This is a genomic window from Variovorax sp. GW821-FHT09D07 (genome assembly GCF_059416345.1).
In genome coordinates, this window is record NZ_JBWKOY010000013.1 from 42,330 (window position 1) to 57,083 (window position 14,754).

The window sequence follows — 14,754 nt, forward strand, 5'->3', positions numbered from 1 at the left end:
GAACCTGGGGGCTGCGGGGCCCGGCGCGACGAGCTTCGCATTCTGACGCAGCGACGCCAGCCTTGCTGCCTCAGCACTCCACCACGTTCACCGCAAGCCCCCCGAGCGAGGTCTCCTTGTACGTGGACTTCATGTCCTCGCCGGTCTGCTTCATGGTGCGGATCACGGCGTCGAGCGAGACGTAGTGGCTGCCGTTGCCGCGCAGCGCCATGCGCGAGGCGTTGATGGCCTTCACGGCGCCCATCGCGTTGCGCTCCACGCAGGGAATCTGCACCATGCCGCCGACCGGGTCGCAGGTCAGGCCCAGGTTGTGTTCCATGCCGATCTCGGCCGCGTTCTCGACCTGCGCGGGCGTGGCGCCGAGCACGGCGGCGAGCGCGCCGGCCGCCATCGAACAGGCCACGCCGACCTCGCCCTGGCAGCCGACCTCGGCGCCCGAGATCGAGGCGTTGGTCTTGTAGAGCATGCCGATGGCCGCAGCGGTGAGCAGGAAGTCGACGATGCCCTCGTCGCTGGCCTGCGGCACGAAGCGCTGGTAGTAATGCATCACGGCGGGCACCACGCCGGCCGCGCCGTTGGTGGGCGCGGTGACGACACGGCCGCCGGCCGCGTTCTCCTCGTTCACCGCCATCGCGAAGGCGTTGACCCAGTCCATGGCCGCGAGCGGATCGGCAGCGCCGGCCTGCGCCAGCAGCTCGCGGTGCAGCTCGGGCGCGCGGCGGCGCATGCGCAGCGGGCCGGGCAGCGCCTGCGCGGCCAGCGGGTTGTCGATGCCGAAGCCGCGCTGCACGCACTGCTGCATCACGCCCCAGATGCGCAGCAGGCCCGCGCGCACCTCGGCCTCGGGCCGCCACACGCATTCGTTGCGCAGCACCAGCGTGGCCACGGAGATGCCGTGCGCGCGGCACTGCGCCATGAGTTCGTCGCCGGTCGTGAAGGGATGCGGCACGGCCGCTGCCGCCGCTGCCGTTTGCGCCACGGCCTGCCCGCCCTCGACGACGAAGCCGCCGCCGACCGAGAAGTAGGTGCCTTCGGCCAGCACGGCGTCGTCGGCCGCGGAGGCGGTGAAGCGCATCGCGTTCGGGTGCTCGGGCAGCGATTCTTCGCCGCGAAAGGCGATGTCGCGCACGCGGTCGAAGGCGATGGGCGTGGTGCCCAGCAGCGCGAGCTGGCCGCTGCGGCGCAGCGCGTCCAGGCGCGGCTGCACGGTCTCGGGCCGCACGGTGTCGGGCGCGTCGCCGAAGAGGCCCAGGATCACGCCCTGGTCGGTCGCGTGGCCATGGCCGGTGGCGCCGAGCGAGCCGAACAGGTCGACGTGCAGCCGCGCCACCTGCGCGAGCAGGCCGCGCCGTTCGAGCGATTGCGCGAACAGCAGCGCCGCGCGCATCGGCCCGACGGTGTGCGAGCTGGACGGCCCGATGCCGATCTTGAAGATGTCGAAGGCGGAGAGCATCAGCGCATCATGCGACCGGAAGCTGCTGTTTGACCAGCGCCACCCAGTAGGCCGCACCGAGCGGCAGGATGTTGTCGTTGAAGTCGTAGTACGGGTTGTGCACGTTCGGGTCGTTCGGGCCCTCGCCCGCGCCGATGCCGATGTAGGCGCCGGGGCGCTTCTGCAGCATGAAGGCGAAGTCTTCCGAGCCCATGGCGGGCGGGATGTCGGTGTGCACCTGCTCAAGGTCGACCAGGCTGGCCGCCGCCGCGATGGCCGCGTCGGTCTCGGCCGGCGTGTTGACCACGCCGGGGTAGCCGCGCCGGTACTCCAGCGCCACCTTGGCGCCGTGCGTGGCGGCCACGCCGTCGCAGATCTGCTGCATCGCCGCCTGGGTCTTGTCCTGGATGGCGGCGTCGAGCGTGCGCACGGTGCCGCGCAGCACCACGGTTTCGGGAATGACGTTCCAGGTGTCGCCGCCGTGGATCTGCGTGACGCTGACCACGGCCGCGTCGGTGGCGCCGGTGCGCCGGCTCACGATGGTCTGCAGCGCGTTGATGAGCTGGGCCGAGATCACCACCGAGTCGATGCCGGTCTCGGGCATGGCGCCGTGGGCGCCCTTGCCGGTGATGACGATCTCGAAGGTGTCGAGAAAGGCCGTCATGGTGCCCTTGCGGATCGCGAAGCGCCCGCGCGGCAGGCTCGGAAAGTTGTGCATGCCGTAGACGGCGTCGGCCGGGAACTGCTCGAACAGGCCCTCTTCCACCATCACGCGACCGCCGCCTTCGTTTTCCTCGGCGGGCTGGAACACGAAGTGCACCGTGCCCTGGAACGGCTTGTGGCGCGACAGGTGCTCGGCCGCGCCCAGCAGCATGGCCGTGTGGCCGTCGTGGCCGCAGGCGTGCATCTTGCCGACGCACTTCGAGGCGTGCGCCTGCGTGCCGAGCTCCTGCATGTTGAGCGCGTCGAGGTCGGCGCGCAGCGCGATGCTGGGGCCCTCGCCGTTCTTCAGCGTGCCGACCACACCGGTGCCGGCCAGGCCGCGGTGCACGGGCAGGCCCATGAGCATCAGCGCGTTGGCCACCACGTTGGCGGTGCGGTGTTCCTCGAAGGCGGTCTCGGGGTTAGCGTGGATGTCGCGGCGCCAGCTGAGCATGCGGGCACGGGTGTCTTCGGCAATCTCGGGGTCGCGGTACATGGCGTGTATCTCGTGGAGTGGGATGAAACGAAACGGTCTTTTCGGGGAACACCGCGGAACCGGCTTTGCCGGGCCGCTGGTGTTGCCCCCGGTAGGGGGTTGGCGAAGCGACACGAAGTGCGCGTAGCCTGGGGGCGAGCTCTATTTCTAGTGGAAGAACTCGGCGATGAAGGTCGCGCCGAGGAAGGTGCCGGCCGTCGCGGTGAGCGACACCACCACGATGCGCCAGCCGAGGCGGCGGAACACGGGCAGGTCTTTCGCGACCGAGAAGCCGGCCAGCGCCAGCACCGGCGTGGTGAAGGCCAGGAAGTTGAGCTTGGCGGTGATCGCGATCAGCGCGTCAGAGAAGGGGAACAGGCCCGGGATGCCGACCACGGTGGCCACCACCGACAGCACCAGCACCATCGGCAGGCGCGGCACGAAGCGCTTGATGGCTTCGACGGCGCCGGCAATCGCCACCACGGCGAGCACGCCTTCGAGCGACACCAGCACCGGCACCTTGTAGGTCACGGCATTGCCGATGAGCACGCCGCCGCCCACCACCAGCCAGGCCAGCAGCGTGTCGCGCAGCGAGGTCGGCGCGGCGTGGGCCACGTCGGCGCTCGAGACGTTCGCGCCTGCGTCCACGGCGGCGCCTTGTTGTGCGCCATGCTTCGAGAAGCGGCCCAGCACCGGCTCCAGCTTGCCGTAGAGCCACGAGCACAGCGGCAGCGAGAGGAACAGCGTGAAGTAGAAGCCGGCCACGGTGGTCAGCAGGTTCGACGCGGCGGCAATCGCCGTGAGCTGCGGCAGCATCTCGGGCGGGCTCTGCGCGGCGATGGCGCCCAGCGCCGCCGCCATCAGGCTGCCCGAGCCCACGCCGGCGCCCATGGCCAGCGAGCGCGGATCGAAGATGTGCAGGCTGGCGATGAAGCCCGCCAGCACCGCGATGAAGAGCGCGCCCAGCACGGTGCCGGTGATGTACTCGGCCAGCACGCCGCGGCCTTCGGGCGAGGCCATGCCGTACTTCTCGCCGATGATCACGAGGTTGCCCTCGCGGCCCACCGAGAAGGTGGCGCCCACGGCCTCGCGCTTGATGCCCAGCAGCAGCGCCAGCGGCAGGCCCAGCGCCAGGGTGCCCAGCGCATGGCCGAACTCCTGGAACAGCAGCGCCCAGCCGGCCTGCTTGACCTGCGGCAGCGCGGCGCCGACCGTGAGGCCCAGCTTCACCACGAACAGCAGCAGGCCCGCGTTGAGCAGGCCGCCGGCCAGCGACTGCTGCGCCGTGGCCACGCGCACCACGCCCGGCACGCGCCGGTGCGCGATGCCCCAGGCGGCGGCCATGAGCAGTGCCCACAGCATCGGCAGCAGCACCACCTTGCCGGGGCCGACGCTGAACTGCGTCGGGCCGATGAGTTCGGCCACGGCCACGAGGACCAGGGTGACGACGAGGAGCTTGAATTTGCCGGCGGCGCTGGAAGGCGCGACGGCTGCAATCGTGGAGGCAGCGGAGGTCATGGGTGGGCGTTTTCGAGGGGTGCCGGCGAGTTTCAGGCGGCGAGCCTCTTGCATCAATGACCGCAAATAAGGATATTCGTTGCATTGAATGCAACACTCGGAGACGACCGCCATGGACGACAAGCTCGACACCCGCCGGGTGCGCTACTTCATGCAGGTGCTCGACAGCGGCTCGGTGCGCGGCGCGGCCGACGTGCTCGACATGGACCCGTCGGCCGTGAGCCGCGCCATCGGCATCCTCGAAACCGAATGCGGCCTGCCGCTGCTGGAGCGCCACGGACGCGGCGTGGTGCCCACCGACGCGGGCCAGCTGCTGGCCGGCTACGTGCGAAGGCAGCAGGGGCAGAAGCAGCACCTGCTGGCGCAGATGGACAGCATCCGCAAGATCGAGAGCGGCCACATCGACATCGTGGCCGGCGAAGGCTATGTCGACTGGCTCATGCGGCACAGCCTGCGCATCTTCATGGCCAGCCACCCGAAGATCACGGTGAACCTGGACGTGGCCAGCACCGACGAGATCGTGCGCCGCGTGATCGAGGAGCGCGCCCACATCGGCATGCTGTTCCAGCCGCCGAAGGACGAGCGGCTCACCTCGCACCAGTCGCACGCGCAGCCGATCCAGGCCATGGTGCTGGGCTCGCACCCGCTCGCGCAGCTCGATCGCCCGCTGAAGCTGGCCGACCTGCTGCCCTACCCCGGCGCCACGCTGCACCGCAACTTCGGCGTGCGCCAGCACATCGAGGCGGCCGAGATCAGTGAGGGCGTGCGGCTGCCCGCGCTGCTGACCACCACCTCGTTCAGCGCGTTGGGCCACTTCGTGTCGGCAGGCCTGGGCTACACGCTGGGCACGCGCATCTCGCTCACGCCCAATGCCGACCACCCGTCGCTGGTCGAGCTGCCGATGAAGAACCCGCTGCTGTCGCAGGGGCGCTCGCACATCGTGTCGCGCCACGGCCGCCTGCTGCCGCCGGCCGCGGCGACGCTGCTGCGCCAGGTGGTGGCGGACATGACGCGCTATGCCGATTCGATCGCGGGCACGGGCATCGGCAAGCCCCGTGCGAGCACGCGCGGGCGCGGCGCGACGGGTTGAAGGGCATGGGGGCTTGCGTTGCGTGCGCGCACGGTTCGGTGTTCTGATCGGAGCCCATGTCCTACCTCGCTCCCCTCTTCATTCACCTGCTGTGCGCTGCCTTCTGGGTCGGCGGCATGGCCGTCATGCACTTCGCGGTGCGCCCCGCCGCCGTCGCCACGCTGGAGCCGCCGCTGCGCCTGCGCATGATGGCCGCGACGCTGCGACGTTTCTTCATCGGGGTGGACGCGTCGGTCACGCTGCTGTTCGTGAGCGGCTTCGCGATGATCCTCGCGACCGGCGGCTTTCGCGCGGTGCACTGGCGCGTCGAGGCCATGATGGGCATCGCGCTCGTGATGGCGGCGATTTACGTCTACATCCGCGCCTCGGTGTTCCGCGCCCTGCGCCGCGCGGTGGACGACAGCGCCTGGCCCGTGGCGGCCGCGCGGCTGAACACCGTGCGCCAGCTGGTGACGCTGAACCTCGCGCTGGGCGTGGTGGTGTTCGCGGTGGCGGTGTTGGGGCGCGGCGCTTAGGCCGCAGGGCCCTTCAGCTCCACGCCGTTGCCGTCGGGGTCTTCGAGGTAGATCGAAGGCCCGTTGCCCTCGGCCCCGAAGTTGTTCTGCACCTCGCCCTGCACCGGCACGCCGTGCCGCGCCATGCGCGCGCGGATCGCCGCTTCGTCGAAAGGCTCGATGCGCAGGCAGAGGTGATCGACGTTGCGGCCTTCGCGCCCGGCCAGTGCGCCGCCCTGGCGGCCCAGCTTGCCGTCGTGCGCGACGAGGTCGATGAGGCTGCTGCCGGCGCGCAGGTGCACGAGGCCGAGGTCGTCGCGGCGCTTCTCGAGCGTGCAGCCGAGCACGTCGCAGTAGAAGGCCATGGACCGCGCGGCGTCGCGCACGCGCAGCACGACATGGTCGATGCGCAGCACCGCGAACGGGGCCGCATCGGCAGCGGAAGCAACAGGAGACGAAGCAGGCGGGCGCGTCATGCCCGCCAGTGTGTCAGACCACCCCGGCCGCGCGCAATGCCTCGAAGCGCGAGGCGTCGACGCCCATCTCGGCCAGCACCTCCTGCGTGTGCTGCCCGAGCGCGGGCGGTGCGCGGCGCAGCACGGGCGGCGTGGCCGTGAGGCGCAACGGGCTCGCCACGCCGGTGATGCTGGCGATGCCGTCGCCCGCATCGCGCGGCAGCGTGACGGCCAGGCCGCGCGCCTGGACCTGCGCGTCGTCGAAGGCCTGCGCGATGTCGTTGATGGGGCCGCAGGGCACGGCCTTGTCTTCGAGCAGCGCCACCCAATCGGCGGTGGTGCGGGTGCGCGTGAGTTCTTCCATCATCGGGATCAGCACGCCGCGGTGTTTCACGCGCAGCGTGTTGGTCGCAAAGCGTTCGTCGGCGGCCCATTCGGCGTGGCCGGCGGCTTCGCAGAAGCGCGCGAACTGGCCGTTGTTGCCGATGGCCAGCAGCATCGCGCCGTCCTGCGTCGGAAAGTCTTGATAGGGCGCGAGGCTCGGGTGCGTGTTGCCCTGGCGGCCCGGCGCCTTGCCGGTGTTGAGAAAGGCGCTCGCCTGGTTGGCGAGGATGGCCATGCCCACGTCGAGCAGCGCCATGTCGATGTGCTGGCCTTCGCCGGTGCGGTCGCGCACCTGCAGCGCCGCGAGGATGGCGGTGCTGGCGTACACGCCCGTGAAGAGATCGGTGAGCGCCACGCCCACGCGCAGCGGGCCACCGCCAGGCTCGCCGTCGGGGCGGCCGGTGATGCTCATCATGCCGGTCATGGCCTGGATCATCAGGTCGTAGCCGGCGCGCTCGGCGTAGGGGCCGTCGTGGCCGAAGCCGGTCACGCTGCAGTAGATGAGGCGCGGGTTGGCCGCACGCAGGCTTTCCTGGTCGAGGCCGTACTGCTTGAGGCCGCCGGTCTTGAAGTTCTCGACCACGATGTCGGCCTGCGCCGCCATCTGCTGCAGCAGCGCCTGCCCTTCGGGCGTGGCCATGTCGATGGTGACCGAACGCTTGTTGCGGTTGCAGGACGTGAAGTAGCTGGCCTGGTCGGTGTCGTGGCCGTTCGCGTCCTTCACGAACGGCGGGCCCCAGGTGCGCGTGTCGTCGCCGACGCCGGGGCGTTCGATCTTGACGACGTCGGCGCCCAGGTCCGCAAGGATCTGCGTGCACCACGGGCCCGCGAGCACGCGGGACAGATCGAGGACCTTGATGCCGTCGAGTGCTGCGGGCTTGGTGCTCATGCGTTCGTTCAGTTGGCGAAAGCTGCGATGCCGGTGATGGCACGACCGAGGATGAGCGCGTGGATGTCGTGCGTGCCTTCGTAGGTGTTCACGACTTCGAGGTTCACCAGGTGGCGTGCCACGCCGAACTCGTCGCTGATGCCGTTGCCGCCCATCATGTCGCGCGCCATGCGGGCGATGTCCAGCGACTTGCCGCAGTTGTTGCGCTTCATGATCGAGGTGATCTCGACCGCGGCGATGCCTTCGTCCTTCATGCGGCCCAGGCGCAGGCTGCCTTGCAGGCCCAGCGTGATCTCGGTCTGCATGTCGGCCAGCTTCTTCTGGATGAGCTGGTTGGCGGCGAGCGGGCGGCCGAACTGCTTGCGGTCCAGCGTGTACTGGCGGGCGCGGTGCCAGCAGTCTTCGGCGGCACCGATGGCGCCCCACGAGATGCCGTAGCGGGCGCTGTTCAGGCAGGTGAACGGGCCCTTGAGGCCTTGCACTTCGGGGAAGGCGTTTTCTTCGGGGCAGAACACGCCGTCCATGACGATTTCACCGGTGATGCTGGCGCGCAGGCCGACCTTGCCGTGGATGGCGGGGGCGCTCAGGCCCTTCATGCCCTTCTCGAGCACGAAGCCGCGGATCGGGCCGACGGTGCCGCTTTCGCTGACTTCCTTGGCCCACACCACGAACACGTCGGCGATGGGCGAGTTGCTGATCCACATCTTCGAGCCGCTGAGCGAGTAGCCGCCCGGCACCTTCTTGGCGCGCGTGGCCATGCTGCCGGGGTCGGAGCCGTGGTCGGGCTCGGTCAGGCCGAAGCAGCCGATCCATTCGCCGGTGGCGAGCTTGGGCAGGAACTTCTGCTTTTGCGCTTCGGTGCCGAATTCGAAGATCGGCACCATCACCAGCGAGCTCTGCACGCTGGCCATCGAGCGGTAGCCCGAATCGACGCGCTCGACTTCACGGGCGATCAGGCCGTAGGCCACGTAGTTCAGGCCGGGGCCGCCGTACTGCTCGGGGATCGTCGGGCCGAGCAGGCCGAGCGCGCCCATTTCGCGAAAGATGGCAGGGTCGGTTTCGCCGGTGCGGAAGCCTTCGATGACGCGCGGCGCCAGGCGCTCCTGGCAGTAGGCGTTGGCCGCGTCGCGGATCATGCGTTCTTCGTCGGTCAGTTGCTGGTCGAGAAGAAGGGGGTCGTCCCAGTGGAATTGCGCTTTGGCGGCCATGTGGATGTCTCCGGAAAAGGAAGAAGAAACAAAAGAAGGGGGAATGCGGTCGATCGTAGCCACGCAGGAGGCCCGGCGCAAACGATGAATCCTCACCCAGATATGCGTCCTGCGCACATCTTGAGAGATACATCTTGTTGATTTACTGGTGAAACCAATCCGCCAGTCATACACTCCCGGCATACATGCGCCGCAAGATCCCACCCCTGCAGACCCTCGTGTGCTTCGACGCCGCCGCGCGCCACGAGAGCTACACGCGCGCCGCGCAGGAACTGGCGCTCACGCAGAGCGCGGTGTCGCGTCAGGTCGGGGCGCTCGAGGCCTTCCTGGGCGTGGCGCTGTTTCGCCGCACGCGGCACGGCGTGGCGCTCACGGCCAGCGGCGCCGCCTACGCACGCCAGATCGCCCGCCGCCTGGAAGCCATGGAGCGCGACACGCTCGACGCCATGGCGCACCAGGGCGAAGGCGGGTCGCTGTCGCTGGCCGCGGTGCCCACCTTCGCCACGCGCTGGCTGGTGCCGCGCCTGCGCGGTTTTGCGGCGCTGCAACCCGACGTGGTGGTGCACATCGAGACGCGCACCCGCCCCTTCCTGTTCGCCGACGCGGAGTTCGACGCCGCGCTGTACGCCGGCACGCCCGCGCAGGTCGAGAACTGGGCCGGCACGCGCGCGCTGCTGCTCATGCATGAAGACGTGGTGCCCGTGTGCAGCCCTTCGCTGCTGCCCCACGGCAAGGCCGTGTCCCCCGCGGCCATCGCGCGGATGCCGCTGCTGCAGCAGAGCACGCGCCCCGACGGCTGGCGCCAGTGGTTCGACGCGCAGCAGGTCGACGCGCCCACCGCCCGCGGCGGCCCGCGCTACGAGCTGTTCTCGATCCTCGCCGCCGCCGCCTCGCACGGCCTGGGCGTGGCGCTGATGCCGACCATGCTGGTGGCCGACGAGTTGGCGCGCGGCGAGCTGGTGGTGGCCTGCCCGCGGGCGCTGTCGGCGGAGCGCAGTTATTACCTCGTGACGCCGGAGCGGGCGGACCAGCGGCCGTTGCTGAAGCTGTTCAGTGATTGGTTGCTCGCGCAGGCCCGCCAAGGTTGAGAATGCGCGCCATGCCGCGCGACAGCCGCTCCGAGTACGAATGGCGCATGCACAAGGTGCTGACGCACATCGACGACCACCTGGACGAGGCACTCGATCTCGCGGCGCTGGCCGACGTGGCGCATTTCTCGGCGTACCACTTCCATCGCCTCTTCGCGGCCTGGGCCGGCGAGACGCTGGGCGACTACATCCGGCGCCGCCGCGTGGAGGTGGCCGCGCTGCGGCTCGCGACACAGCCGCGCCTGTCGGTGCTCGAGGCGGCGGTGTCGGTGGGCTTCGGTTCGGGTGAGGCGTTCACCCGCGCGTTCCGCGCGCATTTCGGCAGCGCGCCCAGCGCGTGGCGTGCATCGCACGACTGGGCGCTGCCCTGCGACGATCCCGCACGCAAGAGCAATCCTGATCAGATCGCCCTGCACGGCTTCACGAAGAATGGATCTCCAACGCGCAACGCCGCGCATCATCAGGAGCCACCCGTGAATGTCCAGCTGATCACCCGCTCTCCCGTCACCATCGCCTACCTGCGCTACACCGGCCCGTTCGGCGCGCCGGTGGGCGCGTTCTGGGCCGAGAAGGCCGCGCCCTGGATCGGCGCGCACAAGCTGTGGTCGCATGCGCGCTACGGCATCAGCCACGACGACCCGAGCATCACCGCGCCCGAGCACTCGCGCTACGACGCTTGCGTGGAAGTGCCCGACGATTTCGTGCCCGATGGCGGCTTCCAGAAGACGGTGCTGCCGGGCGGACGCTATGCCGCGCTGCGGTTCCAGGGCCTGCCCGAGGAGATCAACGACGCATGGACGCGCCTCATGCGCGACTGGCTGCCCGCGAGCGGCTTCCAGTTCGACAGCCGGCCCGCGTTCGAGTACTACGCCCCCGACATGGCCTTCGACGAGAAGACGAACGCGTTCGAATGCGACATCTGCATTCCGATCGCACCGCTCTGAAAGGCGCGGGCCGGCAACTGGCCAGCGCGGCGCGATCAGCCCTTCGCGGGCCGGGCGCCTTCCCGCGCATAGGCTTCGATCATCGCCGGAAAGGCGTCCATCGCAGGCAAGGTGCCGAAGCTGTGCTTCGCAGGCGTCGTGGCCCAGGGCAGCTTCTCGTCGGTCCAGGTTTCCGCAAAGGGCACGACCCATTCGTGCCGGTCGAGCATGGTGGCGCGCAGGTTGACGAAATAGTCCATGCCCTCGGTGCGCGTGAACATCCAGCTCTTGCAGTGCGGGCAGAAGAAGTGGTGCGACTCCTCGCCGTGCAGCCCGCCGATGACGGGCTCGCCCGACACCACTTCGAAGCCCGGCGCGGGGATCGCCAACGACAGCGAGAACGCACTGGCGCTCATGCGCTGGCAGCCGGTGCAGTGGCAGGCCATGGCCAGCAGCGGCGGTGCGGTGATCCGCAGGCGCACCTGGCCGCAGCGGCAGCCGCCGGTCCAGGGGAGTTGCCAGTCGCTGGCGGTGTCTTGGGGGGTGGGGTTCTGGGTGCTCATTGGATGCTTTCGGGCTGGGTCTCCGGGATGATCGCTCAAGCCGGGACCAGCTTCACCGAAACCCGCGTCCGAAAACGGCCAGCCCCCATCCCGCCGCCGCGCGACACTGCCCGCATGAGTTCTTCCGTCGCCGCCCGCATCCACGCCCTCGACTGGCCCCGCATCGATGCCGACCTCGCCGCCCGCGGCTGTGCCGTCACCGGGGCGTTGTTCACGCCCGCGGAATGCGCCGCGCTCACGGCCATGTACGACGAGGGCGCGCGCTTTCGCAGCCGCGTGGTCATGCAGCGCCACGGCTTCGGCCAGGGCGAGTACCAGTACTTCGCGAACCCGCTGCCTTCCAAGCTGGTCGCGTTCCGCAGCGCGCTGTACGAGCGCCTCGCGCCGCTGGCCAATGCCTGGGCCGCCGCGATGGGCCAGCCGGCCGACTACCCGCCGGACCATGCGGCCTACCTCGCGCGCTGCCATGCGGCGGGCCAGCTGCGCCCCACCCCGCTGCTGCTGCGCTACGGCGAGGGCGACTACAACTGCCTGCACCAGGACCTGTACGGCGACCTGCAATTTCCGCTGCAGCTCACGGTGCTGCTGAGCCGGCCCGGCGAAGACTTCACGGGCGGCGAGTTCGTGCTGACCGAGCAACGCCCGCGCATGCAGTCGCGCGCCGAGGTGGTGTCGCTCGCGCAGGGCGAGGCCGTGATCTTCGCGGTGAACCAGCGGCCCGTGGCAGGCACGCGCGGCAGCTACCGCGTGACGATGCGCCACGGCGTGAGCCGCGTGCGCAGCGGACAGCGCCACACGCTGGGCCTGATCTTTCACGACGCGCGCTGAATAGAACGAACGTCCGTTCGCAATCAAGCCCTCGGGCGCAGCAACATCGCACCAAGCGTGCAAAGTTGCACACATGTATCAAATACAGGCGAAAATCCCGCGCGCATCCGGGGGATTGCCAGGATGGCCGGCGCACACGATCGGCCCCGCAACACCCTCCGGACGCCGGACCACGACCTCGTGAGGAGGAGCCGGGGTCCGTTCCGAGTTGTCGTCAGGGAGCTGTATGTACAAGGAATCGTCCGGGCCTCCGGATGCGGCGGGTCGCCCGTCTTTCGCGCACGTCACCACGCCGTTGCCACCGTCTCCGTCACCCTCTTCCGCTGAAATTCCACCGCCCCGGCGCCCCCGTCGCTTCCGGGTCGATGTCGGGTCCATCGTCAGTGCCGTAGCGCTCGCGCAGTCGCTGCTGCTGGTCACGCTGGGCTACTGGGGTTCGCAGCGGCTGGTGACGACGATCGGTACCTCCGCGCACAAGTCGAACCACGACCGCATCGAGGACAAGGTGCTGGCCTTCCTGGCCAAGGCCGAGTCGGCGGTCGGCGCGATCGGCAGCTCGCCCAGCCTCACGCCCGCGGGCGAGAACGTCGAACGCACGGCAGAGCTCCTGTGGACGCTGCTACAGCAATCGCCCGAACTCGACAGCGTCTACGTGGCGAACGTCGAGGGCAAGATGCTGATGGCGCTGCGCTACCCCGTGCCGGCGATCCGGCACATTGCGCGCAGCGCCGACTTCACCACCGAGACCTGGCAGTACAAGCTGCCGCTGGGTTCCGAGGCCGATGTGCAGCAGCGCTTTGCCACGCAGCGCGTCGAGGCCTACCGCAGCAACTACAACCCGACGCAACGCAGCTGGTTCGTGCAGGCGCGCAAGACGCAGGGGCCGGTGTGGACCAGCCCCTATGTGTTCGCCGCCGCACAGGAACTGGGCGTGACCTACGCCTTGCCCAGCCAGCGCCGCCAGGCCGAAGGCAGCCCGCAGGCGATGGTGGTGGCGGGCGACGTGTCGCTGGGCCGGCTGTCGGAGTTCGTGCGCCTGTTCAGCCGCAACGGCAACGGCAACAGCGCGCTGCTCAGTGCCGACCACAAGGTGCTCGCGCGCAGCGACATGCCCGGCGTGCTGCACACGCTGGAAGCGCCCACGGGCGCACTCGGCGCGCTGGACGCACAGATGACGGCCGACGGCATCGCCGGCAGCGGCAGCGACAAGGCCTTCGCCTTCAGCCACGAAGGCCGGCGCTACCTGGTGCAGGCCTCGCGCATTCCCGCCACCGGCTGGCAGCTGGTGAGCTGGGTGCCCGAAGACGTGCTGCTGGGTGGCCTGCGGCGCGCGGTGGCGTGGTCGCTGCTGCTGGCGCTGGTGTTCCTGGGGCTGGCGCTGTACATGTCGCTGAAGCTGTCGAAGCTGGTGACGGCGCCGGTCGAGAACCTCTCGCGCATCGCGCACCGCATCGGCCGGCTCGAGCTCGACAACCTGCCGCGCGAGCCCAGCCGCGTGCTCGAGATCCAGCACCTCGATCAGGCGCTCGACGATTCGGCGCGCAGCCTCAAGGCCTTCAGCAAGTTCGTGCCGGTGGACGTGATCAATCAGCTGGTGGCACAGGGCCACGCGCTCGCGCCCAACGGCTCGCCGCGCCAGGTGACGGTGATGTTCACCGACGTGGAGGGCTTCACGTCGATCTCCGAATCGATCGCGGCCGACGTGCTGGTGCGCCAGCTGACCGAGTACTTCAACCTCGCAGCCGACGTGTTCGCGCGCCACGGCGGTGTGATCGACAAGTTCATCGGCGACGGCATCATGGTGCTGTGGGGCGCGCCGGCCGACCTGGAAGACGCCGAGTACAAGGCCTGCCGCGCCGCGCTCGAGCTGCATGCCGAGATGCACCAGCTCAACCGGCAGTGGGCCGAACAGGGTCTGCCCGAGTTCCGCACGCACATCGGCATTCACACGGGCGTGGTGGTGGCGGGAGTGCTGGGGTCGAACGACCGGCTGTCGTACACGGCGTTCGGCGACGTGGTGAACGTGGCCAGTCGCATCGAAGGCGCGAACCGCCAGCTGGGCACGCGCATGCTGATCTCGGAAGTCACCTACGCGGCCCTGAACGGCCGGCTGGCCACGCGGCGCATCGAGGAGCTGGTGGAGCTGCGCGGCCGGCAGACGCGCATGGTGCTGCACGAATTGCTGACCTGATCTGAACTGACCCGCGCGAACGTCGTGTCGCACGGGTGCTCGATCAGCGCGAGGGGCGCGGCGGCGGCGGTGGCGTGGCCACGCGCACCAGCATCAGGTTGGCGGTCGTGCCGTTGCCCTGCGTGAGCACCGAATACTGCGTGTCGTTGATGAACAGCAGCTGCTCGCCGCGCGTGATGCGCGCCGCCACGGCGTAGCGCATGCGCGGGTCGATGCGCGCGGCATCGACGCTGAGTTCGAAGGCGAAGGGCGGCTGCTTGCCGTTGGCGGGAATGCGCTGCTCGGCGAGCACGACCGAGGGCGCGTCCATGCGCGACACGTCGAGCAGCTGCACGCGCACTTCGGCTGCGGGATCGAGTGCGATGCGCTCGCGGTAGGCCACGGTGCCCGTCACGCGCAGCGGTGCGGCGGCGGGTTGGGCCGGCGTGCCCGGCGAGCCGCCCGCGCAAGCGCTCAGGACGGAGGCGCCGGCAACGGCGGAGAGCATGAGGAGGCTGGTGCGTCTTTTCATCGC

At 69.7% G+C, this 14,754-nt stretch carries 14 protein-coding genes; 6 read left to right on the forward strand and 8 right to left on the reverse strand.

All coding sequences use genetic code 11. From position 1 onward, the window contains the following. Positions 1 to 70: 70 nt before the first annotated feature. The 3 genes from AC07OX_RS29445 to AC07OX_RS29455 all read right to left on the reverse strand — a co-directional run bounded on the left by AC07OX_RS29445 (position 71) and on the right by AC07OX_RS29455 (position 4,127). On the reverse strand, positions 71 to 1,456 hold the full coding sequence (locus tag AC07OX_RS29445) for an L-serine ammonia-lyase (RefSeq protein ID WP_495263107.1): 1,386 nt from the start codon (positions 1,454 to 1,456) through the stop codon (positions 71 to 73). Between the two features lie 4 nt (positions 1,457 to 1,460). Then, positions 1,461 to 2,630, reverse strand: a complete 1,170-nt coding sequence (locus tag AC07OX_RS29450; RefSeq protein WP_369645805.1) for a M20 aminoacylase family protein — start codon at positions 2,628 to 2,630, stop codon at positions 1,461 to 1,463. 147 nt (positions 2,631 to 2,777) lie between these two features. Next, complete coding sequence (locus AC07OX_RS29455; protein WP_095948491.1) at positions 2,778 to 4,127, reverse strand: DUF3100 domain-containing protein; 1,350 nt, start codon at positions 4,125 to 4,127, stop codon at positions 2,778 to 2,780. A 112-nt stretch (positions 4,128 to 4,239) separates the two neighbouring features. On the opposite strand from AC07OX_RS29455, the gene AC07OX_RS29460 reads away from it, so the two are divergent. Together AC07OX_RS29460 and AC07OX_RS29465 are read left to right on the forward strand one after the other, a co-directional pair. Beyond that, entirely contained in the window at positions 4,240 to 5,217 is a 978-nt protein-coding gene (locus AC07OX_RS29460; RefSeq protein ID WP_495263078.1) for a LysR family transcriptional regulator, read from the forward strand. 56 nt (positions 5,218 to 5,273) lie between these two features. Continuing rightward, positions 5,274 to 5,732, forward strand: coding sequence for a CopD family protein (locus AC07OX_RS29465; RefSeq protein ID WP_495263077.1), 459 nt, complete (start codon positions 5,274 to 5,276; stop codon positions 5,730 to 5,732). Here the strand turns inward: AC07OX_RS29465 and AC07OX_RS29470 are convergent. From AC07OX_RS29470 to AC07OX_RS29480, 3 genes are read right to left on the reverse strand one after another with little or no spacing between them, the layout of a single operon-like run. Further along, positions 5,729 to 6,187 carry a VOC family protein gene (locus AC07OX_RS29470; RefSeq protein ID WP_495263076.1) on the reverse strand — a complete coding sequence of 153 codons (459 nt, stop codon included), beginning with the start codon at positions 6,185 to 6,187 and terminating at the stop codon, positions 5,729 to 5,731. The genes AC07OX_RS29465 and AC07OX_RS29470 overlap by 4 nt on opposite strands. Before the next feature lie 13 nt (positions 6,188 to 6,200). Beyond that, the gene (locus AC07OX_RS29475) at positions 6,201 to 7,439 is read right to left on the reverse strand and encodes a CaiB/BaiF CoA transferase family protein (RefSeq protein ID WP_492683189.1); all 1,239 of its coding nucleotides are present in this window, start codon (positions 7,437 to 7,439) and stop codon (positions 6,201 to 6,203) included. Between the two features lie 8 nt (positions 7,440 to 7,447). Beyond that, on the reverse strand, positions 7,448 to 8,647 hold the full coding sequence (locus AC07OX_RS29480; protein ID WP_093057036.1) for an acyl-CoA dehydrogenase: 1,200 nt from the start codon (positions 8,645 to 8,647) through the stop codon (positions 7,448 to 7,450). 185 nt (positions 8,648 to 8,832) lie between these two features. Here AC07OX_RS29480 and AC07OX_RS29485 point away from each other — a divergent pair, with 185 nt between their 5' ends. Beyond that, the gene (locus AC07OX_RS29485) at positions 8,833 to 9,735 is read left to right on the forward strand and encodes a LysR substrate-binding domain-containing protein (protein ID WP_495263075.1); all 903 of its coding nucleotides are present in this window, start codon (positions 8,833 to 8,835) and stop codon (positions 9,733 to 9,735) included. An 11-nt stretch (positions 9,736 to 9,746) separates the two neighbouring features. After that, positions 9,747 to 10,679, forward strand: coding sequence for an AraC family transcriptional regulator (locus tag AC07OX_RS29490; protein ID WP_495263074.1), 933 nt, complete (start codon positions 9,747 to 9,749; stop codon positions 10,677 to 10,679). 35 nt (positions 10,680 to 10,714) lie between these two features. Here the strand turns inward: AC07OX_RS29490 and AC07OX_RS29495 are convergent, their stop codons facing one another. Further along, positions 10,715 to 11,221 carry a GFA family protein gene (locus AC07OX_RS29495; RefSeq protein ID WP_495263073.1) on the reverse strand — a complete coding sequence of 169 codons (507 nt, stop codon included), beginning with the start codon at positions 11,219 to 11,221 and terminating at the stop codon, positions 10,715 to 10,717. Positions 11,222 to 11,335: 114 nt separating this feature from the next. Between AC07OX_RS29495 and AC07OX_RS29500 the strand changes: the two genes are divergently transcribed. Both AC07OX_RS29500 and AC07OX_RS29505 read left to right on the forward strand, forming a co-directional pair. After that, positions 11,336 to 12,049 (forward strand): 2OG-Fe(II) oxygenase, encoded by a 714-nt coding sequence (locus tag AC07OX_RS29500; RefSeq protein WP_369630815.1) that lies wholly within the window; start codon positions 11,336 to 11,338, stop codon positions 12,047 to 12,049. Between the two features lie 226 nt (positions 12,050 to 12,275). Then, the gene (locus tag AC07OX_RS29505; RefSeq protein ID WP_492683197.1) at positions 12,276 to 14,240 is read left to right on the forward strand and encodes an adenylate/guanylate cyclase domain-containing protein; all 1,965 of its coding nucleotides are present in this window, start codon (positions 12,276 to 12,278) and stop codon (positions 14,238 to 14,240) included. Between the two features lie 43 nt (positions 14,241 to 14,283). Here the strand turns inward: AC07OX_RS29505 and AC07OX_RS29510 are convergent, their stop codons facing one another. Further along, complete coding sequence (locus tag AC07OX_RS29510) at positions 14,284 to 14,751, reverse strand: YbaY family lipoprotein (protein WP_070061382.1); 468 nt, start codon at positions 14,749 to 14,751, stop codon at positions 14,284 to 14,286. Positions 14,752 to 14,754 lie beyond the last annotated feature (3 nt).

Bases quoted from the DNA above. Each gene is read 5' to 3' on its own strand.
- AC07OX_RS29495 (WP_495263073.1), bottom strand. From the start codon at position 11,221: ATGAGCACCCAGAACCCCACCCCCCAAGACACCGCCAGCGACTGGCAA.
- AC07OX_RS29475 (WP_492683189.1), bottom strand. From the start codon at position 7,439: ATGAGCACCAAGCCCGCAGCACTCGACGGCATCAAGGTCCTCGATCTG.
- AC07OX_RS29455 (WP_095948491.1), bottom strand. From the start codon at position 4,127: ATGACCTCCGCTGCCTCCACGATTGCAGCCGTCGCGCCTTCCAGCGCC.
- AC07OX_RS29470 (WP_495263076.1), bottom strand. From the start codon at position 6,187: ATGACGCGCCCGCCTGCTTCGTCTCCTGTTGCTTCCGCTGCCGATGCG.
- AC07OX_RS29500 (WP_369630815.1), top strand. From the start codon at position 11,336: ATGAGTTCTTCCGTCGCCGCCCGCATCCACGCCCTCGACTGGCCCCGC.
- AC07OX_RS29490 (WP_495263074.1), top strand. From the start codon at position 9,747: ATGCCGCGCGACAGCCGCTCCGAGTACGAATGGCGCATGCACAAGGTG.
- AC07OX_RS29505 (WP_492683197.1), top strand. From the start codon at position 12,276: ATGTACAAGGAATCGTCCGGGCCTCCGGATGCGGCGGGTCGCCCGTCT.
- AC07OX_RS29465 (WP_495263077.1), top strand. From the start codon at position 5,274: ATGTCCTACCTCGCTCCCCTCTTCATTCACCTGCTGTGCGCTGCCTTC.
- AC07OX_RS29450 (WP_369645805.1), bottom strand. From the start codon at position 2,630: ATGTACCGCGACCCCGAGATTGCCGAAGACACCCGTGCCCGCATGCTC.
- AC07OX_RS29480 (WP_093057036.1), bottom strand. From the start codon at position 8,647: ATGGCCGCCAAAGCGCAATTCCACTGGGACGACCCCCTTCTTCTCGAC.
- AC07OX_RS29510 (WP_070061382.1), bottom strand. From the start codon at position 14,751: ATGAAAAGACGCACCAGCCTCCTCATGCTCTCCGCCGTTGCCGGCGCC.
- AC07OX_RS29485 (WP_495263075.1), top strand. From the start codon at position 8,833: ATGCGCCGCAAGATCCCACCCCTGCAGACCCTCGTGTGCTTCGACGCC.
- AC07OX_RS29460 (WP_495263078.1), top strand. From the start codon at position 4,240: ATGGACGACAAGCTCGACACCCGCCGGGTGCGCTACTTCATGCAGGTG.